Raw genomic sequence first — 16,656 nt, 5'->3', positions numbered from 1 at the left:
CGGCGGATCGCGTCCAACGAGGTATGAGGCAGTGCAGAAACGACACCGATGCCTGGCGCGACGGATCCGCCTACCGCACCAGCGATAGGCGGATCGGTCACCCGGAACCAGGACGAGCCTGGGACGCCGGCTACTACGACGGCGAGCGGATGGGACGGGACCCCGACGTTGCCGAGACCGACTAGTCGGGTGGGATCAGACAGCGTCCAGCTTGGAGGCTGCGCCGGAGTCGAGGAACCACACGGTTGCCTCGGTACCCAGTGCGCCGGCCGACGGGACCTCGTCCGAATCGGCCCCACCTACCGCGGCTGCGACAGCGTCGGCCTTGTTCGCTCCCGATACGAGCAGCCACACGTGCTGTGCGCGGCGAACCGCGGGCAGCGTGAGCGTGATGCGAACCGGTGGAGGCTTGGGGGAGTCCTCGACCGCAACGACATAGCGATGCTCTTCACGCACGGCATCCGTATGGGGGAACAGCGAGTTGATATGACCCTCGCCTCCCATACCCAACAGGTGGATGTCGAATGCAGGTGTCGGCTCTCCCTCGGAGCGAGAATGCAGGATCTGCGCATACGTCGCTGCGGCCACCTCGGGATCGCTTCCGTGTGGCCCGTCGGACGCAGCCATTCGAAAGACACGATCAGGATGAACGTCGACGTGGTCGAGCAGTGCCTCGGCGGCCTGCACCTCGTTGCGCTCTGGGTCACCCGAGGGCAGGAAGCGCTCGTCGCCGAAGAAGATGTCGACCTTGCCCCAATCGATGGATCCGGAATCGTGGCGCAGCGCCTCCAGTAATGCGATACCCGTGCCACCGCCGGTGAGCACCACCGAAGCCGAGCCTCGCTCGGCCTGCGCGGCGGTGACGACCTCGACGAAACGAGATCGCGCGGCATCGACCAAAGCCTGCGCGTCCAGGTACTGAAGGACCGATGTCTTACTCATAGCTCACTTTCGACAGTCCGTGCAGGGCAAGCTCGTAGATCTCGTCGGTGTCGAGTCGGCGCAGTTCCTCGGCCAGGCACTCTCGCGTGTTGCGCCGTGCCAGTGCGACTTCGGCGTCGGGCTGCCCGGTGCGCCGTAACGTTGCGGTCTTCCCGGTCTGCGGACGCGTCAGCGAGATACTGGTGCTCTCTCTGATCAGCTCCACTTTCAGCTCACCCGCGCGGCGATACACCGGCACGTCGAGTTTCGCGGCAAGCCAACCGGCCAAGATGTCGAGTGCCGGCTCCTCTGCCAGTCCCGACACCGTTGCCGAGACGACGGCCTCGAACGGAGCCTGGTCCAGGGCCGTGGCCAACAGGCCGCGCCAGTACGTGATGCGACTCCAGGAGAGATCGGTGTCGCCCTCGGTGTAGCTGCTCAGCCGTCCCTTGATCGCAGCTGTGGTGTCGGGCGAATTCGTGGCATCGGTGATTCGTCGAATTGCCAAGCGTCCCAACGGATCCTTTGCTGGAACGGCGGGTGCTTCGTCCGGCCACCACGCCACGATCGGAGTGTCGGGCAGCAGGAACGGGATGACCACACTGTGCTCGTGATCGGCGAGTTCGCCGTTGAGACGCAGCACCACGACCTCCGACGCACCGGCGTCACCCCCGACGCGGATCTGTGCGTCGAGACTCGACTCGGCCGATCGGTCGCCGTGGATGAGCACGATCACGCGGCACGGATGCTCGCGGCTCGCTTCGTTCGCTGCGTCGATCGCCCGTTCGGCCTTCGCCGGATCGCGACTGGCGACGATCAAGGTCAACACGCGGCCGATGGTCACCGCGCCGCCTGCCTCGCGAACCTCCACCAACTTCTTGCCGACCTCGGCCGTCGTCGTGGCGGGGATGTCGACAATCACGGCATTCTCCATTCGCGTCCGGTGCGCTGCATCATCTCGTCACCCGAGGAGGGACCCCAGGTGCCGGCCTCGTACGGTTCCGCCGTACCGCCCGAGGCCCAGAAGTCGAGAATCGGATCGAGAATCTTCCACGACAGTTCGACCTCGGCGTTGACGGGGAAGAGCGACGGCTCCCCGAGCAACACGTCGAGAATGAGACGCTCGTACGCTTCCGGCGAGGATTCCGTGAATGCCTGGCCGTAGCTGAAGTCCATGCTGACGTCGCGCACCTGCATGCCCGATCCGGGAACCTTGGAGCCGAACCGCATGGTCACACCCTCGTCCGGCTGAACTCGAATGACCAGCGCATTCTGGCCGAGCTCCTCGGTCATCGTGGCGTCGAAGGGGAGGTGTGGTGCGCGCTTGAACACCATCGCGATCTCGGTGACTCGACGCCCGAGTGCCTTGCCGGTGCGGAGATAGAACGGCACTCCACCCCATCGTCGAGTGTCGACCTCGAGGGTGATGGCCGCGTAGGTTTCGGTGTTGGACTCGGAGTCGAAACCCTCTTCCTCCTTGAGCCCCTTCACCTTCTGGCTGCCCTGCCACCCCGCGGAGTACTGACCGCGGGCGGACGTCCGATCGAGCGGCTCGGCGAGTTTCGTAGCCGACAGCACCTTGATCTTCTCGGACTGCAGCTCCTTGGGGTTGAAGCTCACCGGCTCCTCCATCGCCGTGATGGCGAGTAGCTGGAGAAGGTGATTCTGGATGACGTCGCGGGCCGCACCGATGCCGTCGTAATACCCTGCGCGACCGCCCAATCCGATGTCCTCGGCCATCGTGATCTGAACGTGGTCGACGTAGTGCGCATTCCAGATCGGATCGAACAACTGGTTCGCGAAGCGCAGTGCCAGAATGTTCTGCACTGTCTCCTTGCCCAGGTAGTGATCGATGCGGAACACGGTGTCCTCGGGAAACACTCGATTCACGATCGCATTGAGTTCTTTCGCACTCTGCAGGTCGTGGCCGAACGGCTTCTCGATGACCACCCGTCGCCAATTCCCGTCCTGGCTCTGAGCCAGGCCGGAACGCGACAGTTGTTCGAGCACAACGGGAAACGCGCTGGGCGGGATGGACAGGTAGAAGGCGTGGTTGCCCCCGGTGCCGCGGGTTTCGTCCAGCTCGGTCAGAGTTCGTGAGAGCTCGTCGAAGGCGTCGTCGTCGTCGAACGAACCTTGAACGAATCGGAACCCCTCGGCGAGGGTGTTCCATACCTCTTCGCTGAACGGAGTTCGCGCGTGATCACGAACGGAATCGTGCACGATCTGTGCGAAATCCTGGTTCTGCCATTCCCGCCGCGCGAACCCGACCAAGGCGAAACCGGGGGGTAGTAGCCCCCGGTTCGCCAGGTCGTACACCGCAGGCATGAGCTTCTTACGAGCGAGATCGCCGGTCACCCCGAAGATGACCATGCTGCACGGGCCCGCAATGCGGGGGAGCCGCTTGTCTCGCGCGTCGCGGAGTGGGTTGAGCCAGTCCGCTGAATGGAGAGGTTCGGTTTCTGCGGTGGGCACAGTCGGTCAGCTCTTCTGACCCGCTTGGCGCAGCTGCTCTCCGGTGGCCTCGAGCAATTCGTTCCAGGCCGACTCGAACTTCTGCACGCCTTCGTTCTCCAACGTCAGGAAGACATCGGTGATGTCGATCCCGAGAGCCGAGATGCGATCGAAGATCTCCTGCGATTCCGGTCCCTTGCCCGAGACGGTGTCGCCGACGATCTCGCCGTGATCGGCAACCGCGTCCATCGTCTTCTCCGGCATGGTGTTCACGGTGTTGGGAGATACCAACTCGGTGACGTACATCGTGTCGGGGTAGGCGTCGGACTTGACGCCCGTCGAGGCCCACAGCGGCCGTTGCGGACGCGCGCCGCTACCGACGAGCTCGCGGAACCGAGGAGCGACCTCGAAGACCTGCTGGTACGCCACGTAGGCGAGACGAGCGTTGGCCAGAGCGGCTTTGCCCTTGAGCTCTTCGGCGTCCGGCGTACCGATCGCGTCGAGCCTGGAATCGATCTCGCTGTCGACACGGGAGACGAAGAACGATGCCACCGAGTGGATCTTGTCGAGGTCGTGACCGGCAGCGCGCGCGGCCTCCAGACCTTCGAGGTAGGCGTTCATCACCAGCTCGTACCGCTCGACGGAGAAGATGAGCGTCACGTTGACGCTGATACCTTCACCGACCACCTTGGCGATGGCAGGGATGCCTTCTTCGGTCGCCGGAATCTTGATCAGCAGATTGGGTCGGTCGACGATCTTCCAGAGTTCGACGGCCTGCTCGTACGTCTTGTCCGCGTCGTGGGCCATACGGGGATCGACCTCGATGGATACGCGTCCGTCGACGCCTGCACTGGCCTCGTACTGGGGCATCAGGATGTCGCACGCCTCACGGACATCGTCCGTGGTGACGGTGCGGATCGTGGTCTCGACGTCGGCACCTTCGCCGGCCAGCTTGGTGACCTGCTCGTCGTAGGCGTCGCCCTTGCTCAGGGCGGCCTGGAAGATCGACGGGTTGGTCGTGACGCCCACGACGCTCTTGGTGTCGATGAGGTCCTTCAGGTTGCCCGAACGGATGCGGTCACGAGAGAGGTCGTCCAGCCATACCGAGATGCCTGCTGCGGAGAGCTCTGCGAGATTCTTGTTCTGGGTCATGGATTATCCCTTCACGTTGGTGATGGAGCGCTGAGCGGCTGCGGTGACGGCCTCGGCGGTGAAGCCGAACTCACGGAAAAGTGTTGCAGCATCGGCAGATTCGCCGTAGTGCTCGAGCGAGATGATTTCGCCGAAACCGCCGACGATCTTCCACCACGGCATGGCGATGCCTGCTTCGATCGACACGCGCGCCTTGACGGTCGGGGGGATGACCTGGTCGCGGTAGTTCTGATCCTGGCTCTCGAACCACTCGACACACGGCATCGAGACGACGCGGGCAGCAATGCCCTGGGCCTCGAGCTGCTTCTGCGCTTCCACTGCATACTGCAGCTCCGAGCCGGTACCGATCAACACGACGTCCGGTGTCGCCTTGGAGGACTCGACGAGGATGTATCCACCCTTCGAGACGCCCTCGAAGCTGGTGCCGTCGAGGATCGGGATGCCCTGACGCGTCAGGGCGAGACCGACGGGTCCGCTGCTGCTGGATTTGGCCAGCACTGCCTGCCAGGCGAAGGCGGTTTCGTTGGCGTCACCCGGACGCACGACCGACAGGTTGGGGATCGCCCGCAGTGCGGCGAGGTGCTCGACCGGCTGGTGCGTCGGGCCGTCCTCGCCGAGGCCGATGGAATCGTGGGTCCACACGTAGATGGGATCGATGTCCATCAGGGATGCGAGCCGAACGGCAGGCCGCATGTAGTCGCTGAACTGCATGAACGTTCCGCCGTAGGCACGGGTCGGTCCGTGCATGACGATGCCCGACAGGATGGCACCCATCGCGTGCTCACGAATGCCGAAGTGCAGCGTGCGGCCGTAGGGCTCGGCGTCCCAGTCGTCGGTGGAGATCGACGTGGGGCCGAAGGACTTGGCACCCTTGATGGTGGTGTTGTTGCTGCCTGCGAGGTCGGCGGAGCCACCCCACAGTTCGGGAAGAACAGGTCCGACGGCATTGAGGACCTCGCCCGACGCCGCACGTGTCGCGACGGCCTTGCTGCCGGGCTCCCAGGTGGGAAGAACGTCGGTCCAGTTCTCGGGCAACGTGCCCTGTGTCAGGCGATCCAGCAGCTTCTTGCGCTCGGGCTCGCGTGCAGCCCAGGCGTCGAACTGGGTGGTCCACTCGGTATGGGCCGCACGGCCACGTTCCTGCAGCTTGCGGGTGTGCCCGATCACCTCGTCGGTGACCTCGAAGGTCTTGGCGGGGTCGAAGTCGAGTGCCTGCTTGACCTTGGCGATCTCTTCGTCGCCGAGTGCAGCTCCGTGGACGGCGCCGGTGTTCATCATGGTGGGGGCCGGGAAGCCGATGATGGTGCGCAGCACGATGATCGACGGCTTGTCGGTGACGGCCTTGGCCGCTTCGATGGCCTCTTCGATCGCGGTGACGTTCTCGCCGCCCTCGACCACCTGCACGTGCCAGCCGTAGGCCTCGTAACGGGCAGCCGTGTTCTCGGAGAGAGCGATATCGGTCGAGTGCTCGATCGAGATCTTGTTGTCGTCGTAGAACAGGATCAGGTTGCCGAGCTGCTGAGTGCCCGCGAGGGACGAAGCCTCGGACGTGACGCCTTCTTCGATGTCGCCGTCGGAGGCGATCACGTAGATGAAGTGATCGAACGGGCTCTCACCGAGGGCGGGCTCGGGATCGAACAGTCCGCGCTCGCGGCGAGCCGCCATTGCCATGCCGACGGCGGAGGCGAGTCCCTGACCGAGCGGGCCGGTGGTGATCTCGACGCCGTCGGTGTGACGGAACTCGGGATGTCCGGGAGTCTTCGACTTGTAGGTACGCAGCGCCTCGATATCGGCGAGCTCGAGACCGAAGCCGCCCAAGTACAGCTGCAGGTAGAGCGTCAGGCTCGAGTGTCCACACGAGAGGACGAACCGGTCGCGCCCGATCCAGTGCGTATCGGTGGGATCGTGGCGCATGGTGCGCTGAAAGAGGGTGTAGGCGAGGGGAGCCAGGCTCATCGCGGTTCCGGGGTGGCCGTTGCCGACCTTCTGTACTGCGTCCGCTGCCAGAACACGAACGGTGTCGACCGCTCGGGTGTCCAGGTCCGTCCAGTCGCTCGGGTGGTGCGCCGTGGTGAGGACGTCAATATCGTCTGTGATCGACACGAGCAGAAATCTCCTGACATTCGTTCGAGTTGTGGCTCTGTGGAATTCGTCGCTCGGCCGCGACTGCCGTGCGCCTGCGTTGAGCGCGCACATGGTCGGTGCCGAAGGACGTCCTCCACCAGCCTAGTTCTGTCCGACCCTACTGTCGTGCCTTCCCCCGGCCGATTGCACGCGGGTTACTCGCAGACGACATATTTCCCCACTTTGGGTGCCCTGCGAATTGGAGGTGCAAACCCTGCCGTCTACCATCGTCTGTAGTAGGTGCATGTGCGTCGGATTCGGAGCCAGGTTTTCCGGATCGTGGCGACCTGACGTGCGCGCTGGCGTCCATGGTCGTCGTGCAGAGTGAACCCGTGTGCCGGTGGCGCGCGAGCAAGTGGCCCAGCGCCAGAGAATGACAGTCGTGCAAGGAGACGCAGTGCGAATTGGGCAGCAGCCGGGCGGACACGGATTCGCCGGCGGCCCCGGATTCGGAGCCGACGATCAGGGTGAGTCCGCGCAGGCCGCACCGGTGACGTCCGCCCCGCGTCGAGCGTTCGCTCTCCTCCTCGCGTACGTCGCGCTGACGAAGCCTCGCGTCATCGAACTCCTTCTGGTGACAACCATCCCCGCGATGCTGTTGGCCGACCGCGGTCACGTCGATCCATGGCTGATCCTCACCACGCTCTTCGGTGGCATGCTGGCTGCGGCCAGTGCGAACACCCTGAACATGGTGGTCGACGCCGACATCGACAAGGTCATGAAGCGCACCGAGAAGCGCCCGCTCGCCCGCGGTGCCATGCCGGTGTCGCACGCTCTGGTCTTCGGGCTCGTGCTCGGTGTGTTCTCGTTCTTCTGGTTGTGGGCCACCACGAACCTGCTCAGCGGCGTGCTCGCGGTCGTGACGATCTGTTTCTACATCTTCGTCTACACCCTGATCCTCAAGCGGCGCACCTCACAGAACGTGGTGTGGGGCGGCGCGGCCGGATGCATGCCGGTGATGATCGGCTGGTCCGCTGTGACAGGAACGATCGGCTGGCAGGCGCTGGTGATGTTCCTGGTCATCTTCCTGTGGACACCACCGCACACCTGGGCGCTGATGTTGCGCTACAAAGAGGACTATCAGGCCGCGAACGTGCCGATGCTGCCGGCAGTCGCCTCGGAAACCAAGGTCACCAAGCACATCGTGCTCTACGCATGGGCGACCGTGGCTGCCACGCTGGCCCTGGCACCGGGCTCGGGCGTCATCTATGCCGTCGTCGCCATGGCTTCCGGAGCATGGTTCCTCGTCGTCGCTCATCGCCTGTACGCGGGAGTTCGAGCCGGAACTCCGGTCAAACCGCTGAAGTTGTTCATCCTTTCCAACGAGTACCTGGCCCTGGTGTTCTGTGGCCTTGCCGTGGACTCGGTGCTCGGCTGGCACACGCTCGCCCAGATCTTCTCCTGAGCGAGCGTCCGCCGAGAGTCGGATCAGGGAACCAGAACGATGGATCCGGTCGTCTTGCGTGACTCGAGATCGATATGGGCCTGCGCCGCGTCCTCGAGTGCATAGCGTGCACCTACCTGGACCGTGAGCGTTCCATTCGCCATCGCTGCGAACACGTCACCGGCCCGCCACTCCAGTTCGGCTCGGTCCCGTATGTGATGCGCGAGCGTGGGCCTGGTGAGGAACAGCGAACCCGCACCGTTGAGACGCTGCGGATCCAGGGGTGGCACCGGCCCGCTGGCGGCACCGAACAGGGCAAGCGTGCCCCTGATCCGAAGTGACGCAAGACTTGCCTCGAACGTATCTGCACCGACGCCGTCGTACACCGCATGCACGCCTTCACCCGAGGTGATCTCGCGTACGCGGGCGGCGATGTTCTCGTCGTATCGCAACACATGGGCGGCACCGGCCTGCGTCGACCGCTCGGCCTTTGCATCCGTGGAGACCGTGGTGATCACGTTCACGCCCTTAGCCACCGCCATCTGCGTCAACATCAGTCCGACGCCACCTGCGCCCGCGTGCACCAGCACGGTGTCACCCTGTTGGGCGGGGTACGTGGATTCGATCAGATAGTGCGCTGTCATGCCTTGCAACAGCGCCGACGCGGCTTGATCGGCAGGGACGCCGTCGGGAACCGCGATGGCCGACGAGGCGTCGACCAGTACGTAATCGGCGTAGCTACCGGGTGCTGCGGCCCAGGCGACGCGATCTCCTGGAGCGAAGTCGATGACGTCCGAGCCGATTTGATCGATCACCCCTGACCCTTCGTCGCCGGGAACGTACGGCAACGCGCGCGGGTACAGGCCGCGGCGGAAGTAGGTGTCGATGTAGTTGATGCCGATGGCGTCCGTCCGGACCAGGAGCTGGGTGGGTCCTGGGGTCGGTACGGGGAGATCGACCCCCTTCATGACCTCGGGTCCGCCGGTGTTGTCTATTCGAATCGCGCGCATGAACACCGTTCTACACGGACCGAGGGCAGCCGCGGGCACAGATTCGGTCGATGCACACGCGCGGTTGAAGTTACCGATCAGTAACGACTCGTTGGGTCGACGCAGGCGAGGTGGACGGCCTCGGTATCGTGTCGGCATGGCTACCGAAATCGACAGTGCGGGCATCGAGAAGAACGAGTCGAACGACGTTCCCAAGGGAACACTCGCAGCAGTGAAGAGTTTCCTCGCCGATCATGGCAATTCTGCTCAGGTCGTGATTCAGCCCATAGGTCGCGCCGGAACCCGACTCACCATGGTCGGTGCCGACGGAGTTCTCGGTGACCAGGTGGTTGCCACCCACGCCATCGCTCGGGCGATCGTCGACGATCTCGACGAACTGACCGAGGCCGAATGGGATCGTGAGCTGGTCAGCTCCGTCAATCCGGCACCGGGACACTACGAGAAGATGGCCGGCTGGGTCGCCCGTCAGAAGAAGTTCCCGAAGGCCCGCAACCAGGCGATCGTCTGAGCGAAAAACCTTCCGAAATTTGTTCGATCGGGCGGGAACCATCTCGGAACCCGGTGCGTCGAAGTCAGTGGAGGGGCAGTCGGCCATCTGAGGGGGAGGTCGGCTGCCCCTCCACTCTGTTCGAAGCCGCACCGCTCGTCACGAGTGGACTGCGGCGTCCTCTACCGTCTCCATGTCATCCGTCGCTAGTGGGCCACGAGTGCGGCAGGCAGCCCAGACGGCCGCAGTCGCAGCAGTGCACGCTCCCGCTCCGGCGACGTGAAACGCCACGAGCACTGCCGGAACGCCGGTGAAGTACTGCACCAGTCCGATCAGCGACTGAGCCAGCACCAGGGCGATCAACACGTGGAGGCGGACCTTCACCGCGTGCGGCGCACGAACCGCGTACAGAGCAAATCCCAGCCCGACGAGCAGGGCGAGGTAACCGACCAAGAATTGCGAATGTGCGTGGACCAGCGTCACGATCTCGATTCCGAGGCGCGGTACGGGCTCCTCGATGCTCTTGTCACCGGCGTGTGGGCCGGCGCCGGTGACCATCGTGCCCGCGATCAGTACACCGGTCAGGGCGACCCCGGAGAGTCCGACGAGAGCGCGCAGCGCGGCCGGGACGGTAGGGGTCGATTCGGATACCGCGTCGCTCTCGCCCACCTTGGCGTACAGCAATGTGGCCAGCCAGACCATGGCCATCGAGACGACGAGGTGAATGGCGACCGTCCACCACAGCAGTCCCGTCAGCACGGTGAATCCGCCGATCACTGCCTGCACGACGGTGCCGAGGGGCATCAACCACGCAAAGAACAGCACCTCTCGGCGCCGACGAGCGCGCACGACTGCCAGTACTACTGCTGCAGCGGAAATGACGACGACGAACGCGAGTAGGCGATTGCCGAACTCCACGGCCTGATGCAGCACGGGGACCTCGGACACACCGACCGGTGTGAAGCTACCGGGGAAGCATTGCGGCCAGGTGGGACACCCGAGACCGGAGCCGGTCACTCGGACGACGGCACCGGTGACGGCGATACCGCCCTGGGTCAGTATCGCGATGAACGCCAGAATTCGCTGCACACGAAGCGACGGCAGTGGCAGAAGGTCGACGACGCGCAAGAACGCTCTGTACAGCACCCCACGATGGTAAACGCCGATCAACTACACAGCGTCGTTGGGGCAACCCGCTGGTTCAGGTGAACTTGAACGTGCGGACGGCGAGAGTGCTGCACACCGCTGCCCACACCAGCAGCACGACCACACCGAAAACGTCGAAGGACGACGAGACGCCTCGGCTCAGTGCCTCACCGAGCGCTCCGGACGGAACGATGCGAGCAACGTTCTGCACGCCCTGGGGAATTTGATCGTCGACGAATACCACGCTGCCGATGCCGAGCATCACGAACCAGGCGATGTTCGCCAGCGCCAACACGATCTCCGCCCGCAGCGTGCCGCCGAGCAGCAATCCCATGGACGCGAACGTGACGGTGCCCAGAGCGATGATCACGGCACCGAGCAACAGGCCCGTGGCGGTCGGGCGCCAACCGAGGCCGACGCCGATGGAGCCGAGCAGAATCGACTGCAGGATCACGACGATCACCACGGCGGCGGATTTGCCGCCGATGATTCCCCAGCGCGGAAGCGGTGTTGCACCGAGCCGTTTCAGCGCGCCGTAGCGGCGGTCGAAACCGACCGCGATGGCTTGGCCGGTGAACGCCGTCGACATGATGGCCACCATCATCACGGCAGGCACCACCTGGGCAACTCGGTCGTCGCCCAGTGCGCCGAACGGTAGCAGCGTGAGACCGATCAGCAACGTGATCGGGATGAACATCGTAAGCAGCAACTGTTCGCCGTTGCGTAGCAGCAACTTCAGTTCGAGGCGGGTCTGCGCGAACAGCATTCGCGATGCCGAGGCCGGTTGTGGACGAGGCGCGAACAGACCTGTCTCGAATCGGTTGTCGGCGAGCCGGGCTTCTCTGCGCACCGTCACTTCCTCAATTCTCTACCGGTCAGTTCGAGGAACACGTCCTCGAGACGGCGCTGATCGACCTGCAACTCGGTGGCCAGGACGTCCTGCTGGGCGCACCAGGACGTGACGATCACCAGTATCTGCGGCTCGATCACACCCGACACCACGTAGGACCCGGGCGTCGGTTCCGACGGTACGTACCCCGGGGGGAGAGACGCGTCGAGCATCGAGAGTTCGAGACCAGGGGGAGCGGTGAAGCGCAGTTGGCCCTCGGCACCCTGTTTGGTCAGTTCCGACGGCGAACCCGACGCCACGACGCGACCGTTGTCGATGATCGTCAGCCGATCCGCCAGCTGCTCGGCCTCGTCCATGAGATGCGTCGTGAGCAGCACGCCCACACCGTCGCGCCGCAATGCGTCGATCAGCTCCCACACCAGCAGCCGGGCCTGCGCGTCGAGACCAGCAGTCGGTTCGTCGAGAAACACCAGTTCGGGACGCCCGACGATGGCGCAGGCCAGCGCGAGTCGCTGCTGCTGTCCGCCGGAGAGGCGCCGATACGGGGTGCGAACAGCCGCGGTCAGACCGAGGCAGTCGAGCAGCCACGCCGGGTCGTGCGGATCGGCCGAGTACGACGCAACGAGCTCGAGCATCTCACCGGCTTTGGAACCGGGATACGCGCCGCCGCCCTGGAGCATGACGCCGATACGCGGCCTCAGCTGCGCCGACTCTGCGATGGGGTCGAGCCCCAGGACGCGGACCGAGCCACTGTCGGGGACGACGAAGCCTTCGCACATTTCGACGGTGGTGGTCTTGCCCGCACCGTTCGGGCCGAGGAGCGCCAGGACCTCGCCGGGGCCGATATCGAGGCTGAGGCCGTCGACAGCGGTGACGCCGTCGTACGACTTGCGCACGTCGCTCAGCTGTACGACAGGTTGCGCCGCTTTCGACGTCCCGGAGATCACGAGGACTCAGCGTATTCGTCGGCCCCGCGGTCGCGTGCCGGTGGTCCGGTGCGTGTGGGCCACGGCATACGGTTTCGGGTCAGCAGATACAACACTGCGATGGTCAGGATCGTCATCACCGCGGCCTGCACGATCTGAAACGGCAAGTACTCACTGCCGTTCGGCATCAGGATGACGCTGACCAGAGACGAGAAGGCGATCGCAGGTCGCCGGAACGACGGCGTGGTGGCCCAGGCGGCCAGCGGAATCACCGCCCACAACAGATACCAGGGTTGTACCACCGGAAACAGCAGTACGACCGCGCCCAGAGCCACGCCGAGTGCGCCGACCGGATGCAGTCGACCCCGCAGAACCGCGACCAGCATGCGGACGACGATGACGGCGGCGACGACGGCCGCGATAGGACGAGTGAGACCCAACACGGCGGTGGTGTGGTCGCCGAGGCCGAGCAGCACTCCCACGAATCCGGTGCCCAGGCCGAGAATCGTGGGTATGGACATCCAGCTGCGTACGACGCCTGCTGTCCCGAGAGTGTTGATCCAACCGAATCCGAGTCCGCTACCCAGGCTGACGGCGACTTGGACCGCGACGGCGATCGTGCCGAGGAGGACTGCCACGTACACCACGGATCGGAGGGTCCCGCCCCACCGCCTCGACAGCGCCATTCCCACGAAGCCGAGCGCGATCAGAGAAGGGATCTTGATCGTCGACGACAGCGCAATCAACGCCGCTCCGCCGACGAGGAAGGCGACATCGGTCCTCCGCATAGCTCCTGAGTGTTCGACGGCCCGAAGCGCGAGCTCGGTGCCCGCGAGCATGAGGCCGATCATCAGGGCCTCGTTGTGAATTCCGGCAACCAGATGGAACAGCAGCAGCGGATTGGCGGCACCGAGCCAGAGCGCACTCACCGAGGCCACCCCGCAGCGCCGGGCCAGACGCGGCAGAGCCCAGACGATCAGCGCGACGCCCGCCAGCGCGAGGAGGCGATGCAGAAAGATGCCGGCGACGATGTTCTCACCGGTCAGGTAGGTGATTCCGCGGCCCATCCACAGAAACAGCGGACCGTAGGGCGCCGGAGTTTCGCGCCAGATGTTCGGAACGGTGCGGGTCAGCACATTGTCCGCACCGAGCGCAGTCTGGGGGCCGACTTCGTAGGGGTCGAGCCCGCGCGCGGTGATCTCGCTCTGCGCAAGATACGAATAGACGTCACGCGAGAACATCGGTGGCGCAACACACAGCGGCAGAATCCACAGCAGCAGCGTGCGGTCCATCTGCGATCTGGTGAGTCGCCGCGGAATGGTGCCGGATCGCGTCCGACCGAGGGCGAACCTGCCCAACAGCAACCAGGCGATCACCACGATGACGGTGCCGGTCATCGTGACCGTCAGGGCAGAGGTGGCCATGCGGGACGGCAGGCTGAGGAATCGAACGCCGAAGACGGGATTCTGCAGCACCGGCTGCGCGCCTGCGCCGAGGGCGCCGATCGCCATCAGCAGTGCGCCCGCGGCACCGAAACGGCGGATGTTCCTGAGCTGAACCGTTTCCGCCGGGTTCAGCCCGGGCGCCTCCTGCTCGTCGCCGTGCAGGGTGGCCACCACGCCACCCGGCGGAGTGGGTTCGAGTCCGATCACTCGGCGTGCGGGGGCCACCACGTATCGGTGGAGAATCTGTCCGAGCGCCCATCTCGAGTCGTCGGTACCGGTCGGCCGACGTGCTCTGCCCGTGAATCGTGAGCCTTCGGAACTCTGCTCACTGTCGGTCGATGACACAGTGGGAGCGTAGCTGTGCTCATGTCCGACGCCCGCACCGTCCTCCCGACCGAGACGGTGCGAGGATCGAGACCGGCATAGGGCACCCTTGGTGGACCAGGCAATACAATTCCGTCACACTGGTGTTGTGAAAACAACCGAAAGCACGTTCGCGCGTCCGGGGAGTGTCGATTCCTCGGCCGCCGGCGCAGGCGCGCCGTCGGTTCGACAGGCCTCGCTCCCCGAAGGACAGACCAGGGGTGCAGTGGTCACTCTACTGCTGGAAGAGGGCCCCATCACGGCCTCCGACATCGGCACGCGGCTGGGATTGAGTGCGGCAGGGGTCCGACGTCATCTCGATGCGCTCATCGATGCCGGCGAGGCTCGCATCACCACCCCGGCAGGGGCGCGGCAGCGTGGCCGTGGTCGACCGGCCAAGTACTTTCAGCTCACGGCCGCCGGACGTAACCGCCTCGGTCACACCTACGACGATCTCGCCGGTGCCGCAATGCGGCAGCTCCGCAAGATCGGCGGGGACGCGGCCATCGAGACGTTCGCCCGGCAACGCGTGAACACCATCGTGGCCGATGTCGAACCGGCATCGGGGTCCGATGCGCACTCCGTGGAGGATGCGGCAGAGCGAATCGCCGATGCGTTCAGCGCGGCCGGGTTCTCAGCCACCACGCGCCAGGTGGGTAACGGCGTGCAGATCTGCCAGCACCACTGCCCGGTATCGCACGTCGCCTCGGAGTTTCCGGAGTTGTGCGAAGCGGAACAGTCCGCGTTCGCAGAGATTCTCGGCACACATGTGCAGCGTTTGGCGACCATCGCCAACGGCAACTGCGCCTGCACGACGCACGTACCGCTGTCACCGACGCGGTACTCGAACACCGATAGTTCCGACAAGAAGACTCCCGACGCGCAGCCCCGTGTCGGAGAACGCCCAAGCCTCCGGAAGGAGCCCGCATGACCGTCACACCAGACCAGGTGACACCCACCGCGCCGCTGACCCAGGACGAGACCATCGCCTCGCTCGGCACCTACGGATACGGCTGGGCCGACTCGGACGTAGCCGGTGAAAGCGCCAAGCGCGGTCTCTCCGAGGCCGTCGTCCGCGACATCTCGCAGAAGAAGAGCGAGCCCGAGTGGATGCTCGAGGCGCGCCTCAAGGCGCTCAAGACGTTCGAGCGCAAGCCGATGCCGAATTGGGGTTCCGACCTCGACGGCATCGATTTCGACAACATCAAGTACTTCGTGCGCTCCAGCGAGAAGCAGGCTGCAACGTGGGAAGACCTGCCCGAGGACATCAAGAACACGTACGACAAGCTCGGCATCCCCGAGGCGGAGAAGCAGCGCCTCGTCTCCGGTGTCGCCGCCCAGTACGAGTCCGAGGTCGTCTACCACTCGATCCGTGAGGACCTCGAGGCTCAGGGAGTGTTGTTCCTCGACACCGACACCGCCCTCAAGGAGCAGCCGGAGCTGTTCCGCGAGTACTTCGGCACCGTCATCCCCGCAGGCGACAACAAGTTCTCCGCACTGAACACCGCGGTGTGGTCCGGTGGGTCGTTCATCTACATCCCGCCGGGCGTCCACGTGGACATCCCACTGCAGGCCTACTTCCGGATCAACACCGAGAACATGGGTCAGTTCGAGCGGACGCTGATCATCGTCGACGAGGGTGCATACGTGCACTACGTCGAGGGCTGCACCGCCCCGATCTACAAGTCGGATTCGCTGCACTCCGCCGTGGTCGAGATCATCGTCAAGAAGGGTGGCCGTTGCCGTTACACGACCATTCAGAACTGGTCGAACAACGTCTACAACCTGGTCACCAAGCGCGCCAAGGCAGAAGCAGGCGCGACGATGGAGTGGGTCGATGGCAACATCGGCTCCAAGGTCACCATGAAGTACCCCGCTGTGTGGATGACCGGCGAATACGCCAAGGGCGAGGTTCTCTCGGTCGCGTTCGCCGGCCCGGACCAGCACCAGGACACCGGCTCGAAGATGCTGCACCTCGCTCCGCACACGTCGTCGAACATCGTCAGCAAGTCCGTCGCCCGTGGTGGTGGCCGGACGTCGTACCGCGGTCTGATCCAGATCAACAAGGGTGCGCACGGTTCGCGCTCGACGGTCAAGTGCGACGCGTTGCTCGTCGACACGATCAGCCGTTCGGACACGTACCCGTACGTCGACATCCGTGAGGACGACGTGTCGATGGGTCACGAGGCCACGGTCTCGAAGGTCAGCGACGATCAGCTGTTCTACCTGATGAGCCGCGGCATGACCGAGGACGAGGCGATGGCGATGGTCGTCCGCGGATTCGTCGAGCCGATCGCTCGCGAACTGCCGATGGAATACGCGCTCGAGCTCAACCGGCTCATCGAGTTGCAGATGGAAGGGTCGGTCGGATAAGTGAACAACCCCCTCACCGGA

15 protein-coding genes are annotated in these 16,656 nt (G+C 64.7%); 5 read left to right on the top strand and 10 right to left on the bottom strand.

Translation table 11 applies throughout. From position 1 onward, the window contains the following. Positions 1 to 23: 23 nt before the first annotated feature. Positions 24 to 185 carry a hypothetical protein gene (locus CH305_RS29180; RefSeq protein ID WP_155289296.1) on the top strand — a complete coding sequence of 54 codons (162 nt, stop codon included), beginning with the start codon at positions 24 to 26 and terminating at the stop codon, positions 183 to 185. Positions 186 to 195: 10 nt separating this feature from the next. Here the strand turns inward: CH305_RS29180 and pgl are convergent, their stop codons facing one another. The 5 genes from pgl to tkt are packed head-to-tail and all read right to left on the bottom strand — an operon-like array spanning position 196 to position 6,630. Then, a complete protein-coding gene (gene pgl / locus CH305_RS22445; protein WP_032403371.1) occupies positions 196 to 942 on the bottom strand; it encodes a 6-phosphogluconolactonase in 747 nt (248 codons plus the stop codon). Beyond that, positions 935 to 1,843, bottom strand: a complete 909-nt coding sequence (gene opcA / locus CH305_RS22440) for a glucose-6-phosphate dehydrogenase assembly protein OpcA (protein ID WP_373454577.1) — start codon at positions 1,841 to 1,843, stop codon at positions 935 to 937. Before opcA ends, pgl begins: the two co-directional genes overlap by 8 nt. Continuing rightward, positions 1,840 to 3,396 carry a glucose-6-phosphate dehydrogenase gene (gene zwf / locus CH305_RS22435; RefSeq protein ID WP_032377827.1) on the bottom strand — a complete coding sequence of 519 codons (1,557 nt, stop codon included), beginning with the start codon at positions 3,394 to 3,396 and terminating at the stop codon, positions 1,840 to 1,842. The genes opcA and zwf overlap by 4 nt, the downstream gene beginning before the upstream one ends. Positions 3,397 to 3,402: 6 nt before the next feature. Then, positions 3,403 to 4,527 (bottom strand): transaldolase, encoded by a 1,125-nt coding sequence (tal, locus tag CH305_RS22430; protein WP_032403373.1) that lies wholly within the window; start codon positions 4,525 to 4,527, stop codon positions 3,403 to 3,405. A 3-nt stretch (positions 4,528 to 4,530) separates the two neighbouring features. After that, the gene (gene tkt, locus CH305_RS22425; RefSeq protein ID WP_032377829.1) at positions 4,531 to 6,630 is read right to left on the bottom strand and encodes a transketolase; all 2,100 of its coding nucleotides are present in this window, start codon (positions 6,628 to 6,630) and stop codon (positions 4,531 to 4,533) included. Positions 6,631 to 7,048: 418 nt separating this feature from the next. Between tkt and CH305_RS22420 the strand changes: the two genes are divergently transcribed. Beyond that, positions 7,049 to 8,056, top strand: coding sequence for a heme o synthase (locus tag CH305_RS22420; protein WP_094705268.1), 1,008 nt, complete (start codon positions 7,049 to 7,051; stop codon positions 8,054 to 8,056). Positions 8,057 to 8,079: 23 nt separating this feature from the next. Here CH305_RS22420 and CH305_RS22415 read toward each other — a convergent pair whose 3' ends face one another. Then, positions 8,080 to 9,045, bottom strand: coding sequence for a quinone oxidoreductase (locus tag CH305_RS22415; RefSeq protein ID WP_094704924.1), 966 nt, complete (start codon positions 9,043 to 9,045; stop codon positions 8,080 to 8,082). 136 nt (positions 9,046 to 9,181) lie between these two features. Here CH305_RS22415 and CH305_RS22410 point away from each other — a divergent pair, with 136 nt between their 5' ends. After that, positions 9,182 to 9,553, top strand: a complete 372-nt coding sequence (locus tag CH305_RS22410) for a hypothetical protein (protein WP_094705266.1) — start codon at positions 9,182 to 9,184, stop codon at positions 9,551 to 9,553. 138 nt (positions 9,554 to 9,691) lie between these two features. Here the strand turns inward: CH305_RS22410 and CH305_RS22405 are convergent, their stop codons facing one another. The 4 genes from CH305_RS22405 to mptB are packed head-to-tail and all read right to left on the bottom strand — an operon-like array spanning position 9,692 to position 14,142. Further along, a complete protein-coding gene (locus tag CH305_RS22405) occupies positions 9,692 to 10,678 on the bottom strand; it encodes a heme A synthase (RefSeq protein WP_094704923.1) in 987 nt (328 codons plus the stop codon). Positions 10,679 to 10,733: 55 nt separating this feature from the next. Next, positions 10,734 to 11,534, bottom strand: coding sequence for an ABC transporter permease (locus tag CH305_RS22400; protein ID WP_094704922.1), 801 nt, complete (start codon positions 11,532 to 11,534; stop codon positions 10,734 to 10,736). Continuing rightward, positions 11,531 to 12,475, bottom strand: a complete 945-nt coding sequence (locus CH305_RS22395; RefSeq protein ID WP_094704921.1) for an ABC transporter ATP-binding protein — start codon at positions 12,473 to 12,475, stop codon at positions 11,531 to 11,533. The genes CH305_RS22400 and CH305_RS22395 overlap by 4 nt, the downstream gene beginning before the upstream one ends. Next, entirely contained in the window at positions 12,472 to 14,142 is a 1,671-nt protein-coding gene (mptB, locus tag CH305_RS22390) for a polyprenol phosphomannose-dependent alpha 1,6 mannosyltransferase MptB (protein WP_373454582.1), read from the bottom strand. The genes CH305_RS22395 and mptB overlap by 4 nt, the downstream gene beginning before the upstream one ends. Before the next feature lie 346 nt (positions 14,143 to 14,488). Between mptB and CH305_RS22385 the strand changes: the two genes are divergently transcribed. Continuing rightward, complete coding sequence (locus CH305_RS22385) at positions 14,489 to 15,193, top strand: helix-turn-helix transcriptional regulator (RefSeq protein ID WP_371828268.1); 705 nt, start codon at positions 14,489 to 14,491, stop codon at positions 15,191 to 15,193. Next, entirely contained in the window at positions 15,190 to 16,635 is a 1,446-nt protein-coding gene (gene sufB / locus CH305_RS22380; protein WP_032398021.1) for a Fe-S cluster assembly protein SufB, read from the top strand. The genes CH305_RS22385 and sufB overlap by 4 nt, the downstream gene beginning before the upstream one ends. The last annotated feature ends 21 nt before the right edge of the window (positions 16,636 to 16,656 follow it).

It is taken from the genome of Rhodococcus sp. 15-649-2-2 (assembly GCF_002258645.1).
Taxonomy (GTDB): domain Bacteria; phylum Actinomycetota; class Actinomycetes; order Mycobacteriales; family Mycobacteriaceae; genus Rhodococcoides.
This window is presented reverse-complemented; position numbering and strand designations above follow the sequence as displayed.